This is a genomic window from Mycobacterium sp. E1715 (assembly GCF_001667625.1).
Taxonomy (GTDB): domain Bacteria; phylum Actinomycetota; class Actinomycetes; order Mycobacteriales; family Mycobacteriaceae; genus Mycobacterium.
In genome coordinates, this window is sequence record NZ_LZJJ01000029.1 from 1 (window position 1) to 7,804 (window position 7,804).

5 protein-coding genes and 1 pseudogene are annotated in these 7,804 nt (G+C 72.5%); 5 read left to right on the forward strand and 1 reads right to left on the reverse strand.

Translation table 11 applies throughout. The annotated features are described in order from the left end of the window. Positions 1–30: 30 nt before the first annotated feature. The gene (locus tag A9X03_RS01560) at positions 31–597 is read right to left on the reverse strand and encodes a DUF488 family protein (protein ID WP_068259364.1); all 567 of its coding nucleotides are present in this window, start codon (positions 595–597) and stop codon (positions 31–33) included. A 24-nt stretch (positions 598–621) separates the two neighbouring features. On the opposite strand from A9X03_RS01560, the pseudogene A9X03_RS30730 reads away from it, so the two are divergent. The 5 genes and pseudogenes from A9X03_RS30730 to A9X03_RS01580 all read left to right on the forward strand — a co-directional run. Continuing rightward, positions 622–1,359 (forward strand): annotated as a pseudogene (locus tag A9X03_RS30730) (BadF/BadG/BcrA/BcrD ATPase family protein); the annotation flags it as partial. A 90-nt stretch (positions 1,360–1,449) separates the two neighbouring features. Further along, positions 1,450–2,352, forward strand: coding sequence for an N-acetylmuramic acid 6-phosphate etherase (murQ, locus tag A9X03_RS30735; protein ID WP_369830986.1), 903 nt, complete (start codon positions 1,450–1,452; stop codon positions 2,350–2,352). A 56-nt stretch (positions 2,353–2,408) separates the two neighbouring features. Next, the gene (locus tag A9X03_RS01570; RefSeq protein WP_068259368.1) at positions 2,409–2,933 is read left to right on the forward strand and encodes a hypothetical protein; all 525 of its coding nucleotides are present in this window, start codon (positions 2,409–2,411) and stop codon (positions 2,931–2,933) included. A gap of 55 nt (positions 2,934–2,988) precedes the next feature. Beyond that, positions 2,989–4,686, forward strand: coding sequence for an Hsp70 family protein (locus A9X03_RS01575; protein ID WP_068259371.1), 1,698 nt, complete (start codon positions 2,989–2,991; stop codon positions 4,684–4,686). A gap of 195 nt (positions 4,687–4,881) precedes the next feature. Next, a partial coding sequence (locus tag A9X03_RS01580; RefSeq protein WP_068259377.1) for a (Fe-S)-binding protein occupies positions 4,882–7,804 on the forward strand: 2,923 nt, incomplete at its 3' end.

Consider the following 7,804-nt stretch of genomic DNA (forward strand, 5'->3'; position numbering starts at 1 on the left):
GCCACGGCATGTTCGTCAGCCTCGACAAGGTCAACACGTTCTAAAGGCAGGTCCGGATCGCTCGGCTGCGCCGTCCCACACCAGGTGGCCGTCGGGGCGGCGGCGAGCCCCGTCGGCGGGGCGGTGCGGGCGCAGCCGGCCGTCCGGCATCAGGTGTCGCACCGGGACGGCGCGGGCGAGCTCCACCACGTCGGCGATCAGCCGCCGGTGGCAGCGCCACCAGACGCTCTCGCTGCACATCACCGCCGTGGTGCGCCGGGCGGCGTCGGCCAGGACCTCGTCGAGCGCCGCGCCGAACTCCGGCGTCCGGGTGTACGCGGCGTACGCCCGGAAGGCGGCAACGGTCCACCAGGCGTCCGGCTCCGGTTCTCCCGCCGCGACGTGGCGCCGCCCGCCCAGGCGTGGCTCCCATCGGTACTCGATGCCGCGGTCGGGCAGCCAGCATTCCAGGGCCTCCCGCCGCACGTCCGGATTCGTCCGGCTGGCCGGATACCGCCGCACATCCACCACCAGCGCAACCCCGGCGCCGGCAAGCAAATCCGCCAGCCGCTCACGGTCGGCGGTCCCGTGCCCCACGGTCAGCAACGCCCGCCCCACCAGACCAGTCTCCGCTCGACAAGGATGGGTGTGGTGATCCTCGCCGTCGACCTGGGTAAGACGTCGTGCCGGGCTTCGGCATGCGGCCGTCGGGCTGAGGGACCGGGCGCGCCCGGGCTCGCGGCGCCCGGCGGCGTGCGGGCCGCGGAGGCGGCGATCCTGACCGTGGCCGGCGATCTCGCCCGCGAGCTCGAAGCGGTCGACGAGGTGATCGTGGGCGCGGCCGGGGCGGAGGCGGCCCCGGACGCGGCGCGCGCGCTGGGCGATGCGCTGCTGACGTCGCTGCGCGCGGAGCGCGTCGCGGTGACCAGCGACGCCGTGACCGCGCACGCCGGCGCCCTGAACGGACAGCCGGGCGTCGTGCTGATCGCGGGCACCGGCGTCGTGGCGCTCGCGATCGATGCGGATGGTCGGTGGCGGCGCGCCGACGGCTGGGGCCCGTGGCTGGGCGACGAGGGCGGCGGCGCGTGGATCGGCGCCGCCGGGCTGCGCGCGGCGCTGCGCGCCCACGACGGCCGCGGCCCGTCCACCACGCTGCTCGACGCCGCCCGCGCCCGCTTCGGCGCCCCCGAGACCTGGCCCGCGCGGCTCACCGGCGCCGCCGCGCTCGCGTCCTTCGCACCCGACGTCCTCGCTGCGCGGGACGACGCCGCCGCGTTGGCGATCGTCGAAGCGGCGGCCGGGGCGCTCGCCGCGACCGCCCGCGCGGTCGGCGATGGCCCGGTCGCGATGGTCGGCGGCCTGGCCGGGTTCGAACCGCTGCGTGCACGGCTCGACCTCGTCCCCGCCGCCGGCGACGCGCTCGACGGCGCGCTGCGGCTGGGGGCGATCCACGAGCCGCACCTGATCCGCGTGCGGGCGGCATCGAAATCCTTTGCGGCGCAAGGGCTCGACGCGCTGGCCACCGAAGCGGTCCGTCCGGGCCTGCACGACCTGGACGCCCGGCCCATCGGAGAAGTCGTCGCGCTGCTCGTCGACGCCGAAGGCGAGGCGCATGCCGCGGTGGCGGCGGCGGTCCCGCGGATCGCGGCGGCGGCCGGGGCGATCGCCGCGCGGCTCGAGCGTGGCGGCCGCCTGATCTACGCCGGTGCCGGCACGCCCGGGCGGCTCGGCGTGCTCGACGCGGCCGAGTGTGCGCCCACGTTCGGCACCGACCTGGTGCGCGGTGTGATCGCCGGCGGCCCGGCGGCGCTGACCGAGGCGATCGAGGGTGCGGAGGACGCGTTCGACCCCGCCGGTCTCGCCGACCTGAGCGCCGCCGACGCGCTCGTCGGGATCACCGCGTCGGGCCGCACCCCCTACGTGCTCGGGGCACTCGAGCATGCGCGCGCGGCGGGCGCGCTGACGGTCGCGATCGTCAACAACCCGCAGAGCGAGGCGTCAGCCGACGTGGTGATCGAACTGTTGACCGGGCCCGAGGTGCTGGCCGGCTCGACGCGGCTGACCGCGGGAACCGCCCAGAAGGTCGCGCTCAACGCGCTCTCGACGAGCGTGATGATCGCGCTCGGCAAGGCCTACGGGCCACGCATGGTCGACGTCCGCGCGACCAACGCGAAGCTGCGCCGCCGCGCGGTGCGGATCGTCCGCGACGCGGCCGGCGTCGACGAGAAAACCGCGACCGCCGCGCTCACCGCCGCCGGGGGTCACGCCAAGACCGCGATCGTCGCGCTGCTCGCAGGCGTCGACGCGACCGAGGCCGCCGCCCGGCTCGACCGGGCGCGGGGACGCGTGCGCGACGCGCTCGGCCGGAACTGAGCGCAACAGCCCCGGGGCTCAGGGGGTTGGCAGCCGGCATCAGTACCATCGGTGCCGTGGCACGCAAAGGCCCACAAGACGACTTCCACGAACAGGCGACCCGGCACGCCGACTACGGCGTCGCCGAGCAGCCCACCACCGGCGAACCCCCGGCGAACCCGCCCGAAGGGTTTGACCAGCCCGAAGCGTTCGGCGACCTGGAAAGCGAACCCACCCCCTGGTACCGCAAGCCGCCGCTGCTCATCGCCTGGCTGGTGTTCGTCGTCATTCTGATCGGGCTGATCGTCTACGGCATCACCGAATTGCTGAGCGGCGGGCAGGGCACCACCAGCCCGACCCCGAGCACCAGCAGCACCAGCGCGACGACAACCACCACCACGACCGCGCCGACGACCACCACGACGACCACCCCGAGCACCAGCAGCGCGGTCGAGCCGCCGGCACAGCAGCCGACGGGGCAGCCCACGCGCCAGCCCAGCCAGCAGGAGCCGACGCATCGGCATCATCTGCCCCAGGTGCCGTCGGTGATCACGGTTCCGGGCGTGCCCACGGTGATCACGGTCCCGCCGGGGCTGCGCTGACCCCCTCGGCCGCTAGGGTGAGGACCACCGGGCGATCGGAAGTGGGGTGCGGGGAATGAGCGAGTCGCTCGGGCTGTCGATCGGGGCGGCCAACTTGGTGGCGGCCCGCGCGGGAAGGGCCCCGGTGGTCCGCAGCGCCGTGTTGACCCTCTTCGAGCACCGCCCCACCGAAGTTGGCCTGCCCGAGGAAAACCCGAACCTGACCGAAAACGGGATGGTGCTGCGCGGATTCGTCGAGCGCGTCGGCGACCGGACGCCCGTGGTGGCTGCCGACGGGACTAAGTACCTCGGCGAGGTGCTGACGGTCGAGGCGATCGAGGCCATGGCCCGCACCGTCGGCTACGGCACCCCGATCACTATCGCCGTGCCGGCGTACTGGTCCGACGCCCAGTTCACCGCGCTGCGCGAGGAGTTCTTCGCCCAGCCGGACCTCGCTCGCGGCGGGGTGGCCCCCGTGCTGGTGTCCGACGCCACCGCCGCGCTCGCCGCGCTGCGCGGCCGGCCGGGATTCCCGACGGCCGGCGTCGTCGCGCTGTGCGATTTCGGCGCCAGCGGCACCAGCATCACCCTGATGGACGCCGGATCCAACTTCGCCCGTATCGGCCCGTCGGTGCGCTACGCCGATTTCTCCGGCGACGGCATCGATCAACTGGTGCTCGGCCGCCTGCGGGCCTCCGATGACACCATGGCCGATCTGGGCAGCACCGTGCGGATCGGGTCGCAGAGCCGTCTGCTCGGCGAGTGCCGGCGCGCCAAGGAGCAACTGTCCACCGCCGCCACCGCCTCGGTCGCGGGCGGGCAGCTGACCCGCGCCGACCTCGAGCAACTGATCTCCGAACCGCTAGACCGATTCCTGAATGCCCTCGAGGAAGCGTTGCGCCGCAACGGGATTCCGAAATTGGCCACGATCGCGACGGTCGGCGGGGGCGCCGGCATTCCGCTGCTCACCGCGCGGTTGTCGGGGCGATTTTCGGTGCCGGTCCACACCGCGCCGCGGCCCGCGTTGAGCGCGGCCCTCGGCGCGGCGGCGCTCGGCGACCAGCAGGCGTCTGCGGGCGTCCCGACCGCCGCGGGCGCCGTTGTGGAAACCCCGACCGAGATGGTGGGCACCGGCGGAATCGACATGACCCAGGCCGCGTGGGCCGCCCAGGCGACCGACGTGGACGGTGCCCTGGCCTGGTCCCAGGACGCCGACGGCGCCGACGAGCCGGTGCCCTACACCGGGCGCGACGCCACCGGCGAGTATGCCGGTGCGGCAAGGACTTTCGACGATGACGCCGACAGCCGCTACCCGGCCAAGGGCGGCGGGCTGCCCTGGTACAAGCGCACGGCGCTGGTCTTGACCGTCGCCGGCGCCGCGGCGGCGGTGCTGGTGGCCGTCCTGTTGGCGATCAACCTGGGGCTCACCAAGTCGAGCCCGGCGAAACCCACCGCCCCGAGCCAGCCGGCGCCCCCCCCAACGTCGCAAACCGTGACCATCACCGAGCCGAACGGCAGCACCACCGAGACGGTCCTGCCCCCGCCCCCGCCCCCGCCGTCGTCGTCGTCCGAGCCGCCGCCGACCACCACCACGACGACCCCGCCGCCGACCACGACCACCACGACGGAAGCTCCGACGACGACCACCACCGCCGCGCCGACCACGACGTCGCAGGCGCCCACGACATCGCAGGCGACCACCACGGCCGCGCCCCCGACGACGACCCGCTTGCGGCCGCTGCTGCCGCCCTTCGTGCCCCAGCCCCGGCCCTGACGCGAGTGCCACAGGTCACGGCGACGAAGGTCACACCCGCCCAGGCACACTGACGAAGCAGGCCACGGGCGGCGGTCAGCCTCCAAGTTAGGGCAGCCTTTCTCGCGGCGGAAGCTGCGGAGATGTAACTATGAGCAGGGCTGAGCAGGCAAACAATTCGCAGGCTGAATCAACGATGCATTGGGGAGACGTTCAGTGACGACGCAGATGCTCATCAGACTGATAGTGGGCATGGGCATGACGCTGGTCGTGGCCGCACTCGCTGCCAAGCGGGTCCTGTGGCTGTTCAAGCTGATCACGTCCGGGAAGCCGGCACCAGGGCACACCGACGAACCCGGCAAGCGAATCTGGGCGGAGGTCTCCGAGGTCTTCGGGCAGCGCCGGCTGCTCAAGTGGTCGATCCCCGGCCTGGCCCACTTCTTCACCATGTGGGGCTTCTTCATCCTGCTCACGGTCTATATCGAGGCGTACGGCTTCCTGTTCCAGGAGAACTTCCACATCCCGATCATCGGGCGCTGGGACGCGCTGGGCTTCCTGCAGGACTTCTTCGCCACCGGCGTCTTCCTGGGCATCACCACCTTCGCGATCATCCGGTGGCGGACCGAGCCGAAGGAATACGGCCGCTCGTCCCGGTTCTACGGCTCCCACACCGGCGGCGCCTGGCTGGTGCTGTTCATGATCTTCAACGTCATCTGGACCTACGTGCTGGTTCGCGGGTCGGCCGTCAACAACGGCACGCTGCCCTACGGCAAGGGCGCCTTCCTGTCCCAGCTGTTCGGCGCCATTCTGCGTCCGCTCGGGCAGCCCGCCAACGAGATCATCGAGACGACGGCCCTGCTGCTGCACATCGCGGTCATGCTGGCGTTCCTGATCATCGTGCTGCACTCCAAGCACATGCACATCTTCACGGCGCCGATCAACGTCATCTTCAAGCGGCTGCCCAACGGGCTGGGGCCGCTGCTGCCGCTGGAACACGACGGCAAGCCGATCGACTTCGAAAACCCGCCCGACGACGCCGAATTCGGCCGCGGCAAGATCGAGGACTTCAGCTGGAAGGCCATGCTGGACTTCGCCACGTGTACCGAGTGCGGCCGCTGCCAGTCGCAGTGTCCGGCGTGGAACACCGGCAAGCCGCTGTCGCCCAAGCTCGTCATCATGGATCTGCGCGACCACTGGATGGCCAAGGCGCCCTACATCCTCGGCGACAAGGAGAGCCCCCTCGAGAACACGCCCGAGGGCGGGATCGGCGAGGAGCTGTCCGGCGAGAAGCACGCCGAGGCGCACCACGTTCCCGAGTCGGGCTTCGGCCGCGTGATGGGCTCCGGGCCCGAGCAGGCCACCCGGCCGCTGGTGGGCACCGAGGAACAGCGCGGCGTCATCGACCCCGACGTGCTGTGGTCCTGCGTGACCTGCGGCGCGTGCGTCGAGCAGTGCCCGGTGGACATCGAGCACGTCGACCACATCGTCGATATGCGCCGGTACCAGGTGATGATGGAGTCGGAGTTCCCGTCCGAGCTGTCGGTGCTGTTCAAGAACCTGGAGACCAAGGCCAACCCGTGGGGCCAGAATGCCGCCGACCGCACGAACTGGATCGACGAAGTGGACTTCGACGTCCCGGTCTACGGCGAAGACGTCGACAGCTTCGACGGCTACGAGTACCTGTTCTGGGTGGGTTGCGCCGGCGCCTACGACGACAAGGCCAAGAAGACCACCAAGGCCGTCGCCGAACTGCTCGCGATCGCCGGCGTGAAGTACCTGGTGCTGGGCACCGGCGAGACCTGCAACGGCGACTCCGCGCGCCGCTCGGGCAACGAGTTCCTCTTCCAGCAGTTGGCCCAGCAGGCCGTCGAGACGCTGGACGGGGTGTTCGAGGGCGTGGAGACCGTCGACCGCAAGATCGTCGTCACCTGCCCGCACTGCTTCAACACCCTGGGCCGCGAATACCGGCAGCTGGGGGCGAACTACTCGGTGCTGCACCACACCCAGCTGCTCAACCGGCTGATCCGCGACAACAAGCTGGTCCCCGTCACCCCGGTTTCTCAGGACATCACCTACCACGACCCGTGCTATCTGGGCCGGCACAACAAGGTGTACGAGGCGCCGCGCGAGCTGATCGGGGCCGCGGGGGCGACGCTCACCGAGATGCCGCGCCACGCCGAGCGCAGCTTCTGCTGCGGCGCCGGCGGCGCGCGGATGTGGATGGAAGAGCACATCGGCAAGCGCATCAACCACGAACGCGTCGACGAGGCCCTGGCCACCGGCGCGTCCACGATCGCGACCGGCTGCCCGTTCTGCCGGGTGATGGTCACCGACGGAGTCAACGACCGCTCCGAGGAGGCCGGCCGGACCGGGGTCGAGGTGCTCGACGTCGCGCAGGTGCTGCTCGGCTCCCTCGAATACGACAAGGAGACGCTGCCCGAGAAGGGCACCGCCGCAAAGGAAGCCGAGAAGCGGGCCGCCCAGGCGCCCAAGGCCACCGCGACGGTCGAGGCACCGGCCAAGGAGGAGGCGCCCGCCGAGGCGGCCCCGAAGTCCGAGGCCGCTGCTGCGGCGCCCGCCGCGCCCGCCAAGGGGCTCGGCATCGCCGGCGGCGCCAAGAAACCGGGCAAGAAGGCGGCCGAACCCGCCGGGGACGGCAAGGCCGAGGCGTCCGCGCCCGCCGCGCCCGCCAAGGGGCTGGGCATCGCCGGCGGCGCCAAGAAGCCGGGCGCCAAGAAGGCCGCGCCCGCGCAGGCCGAGGCCAAGGCGGGAGCGCCCGCGGAGTCCCCCGCGCCGGCCAAGGGGCTGGGCATCGCGGCGGGCGCCAAGCGCCCCGGCGCGAAGAAGGCCGCACCGGCCGCCGAGGCACCGCAGGCGGAGGCTCAGCCGGCCGAGGCCGCCCCGAAGACCGAGGACAAGGCACCCGCGGCGCCGGTCAAGGGCCTGGGCATCGCGGCGGGCGCCAAGCGCCCCGGCGCGAAGAAGGCCGCACCGGCCGCCGAGGCCCCCAAAGCCGAGGCACCGAAGGCGGACGCCGAGCCCGCCCCGAAGGCCGAGGCCGAGCCCGCGCCCAAAGCGGAGCCGGCAAAGCAAACGGACGGCGAGCAAGAGCCGCCCGCGCAGCCGGTGAAGGGCCTGG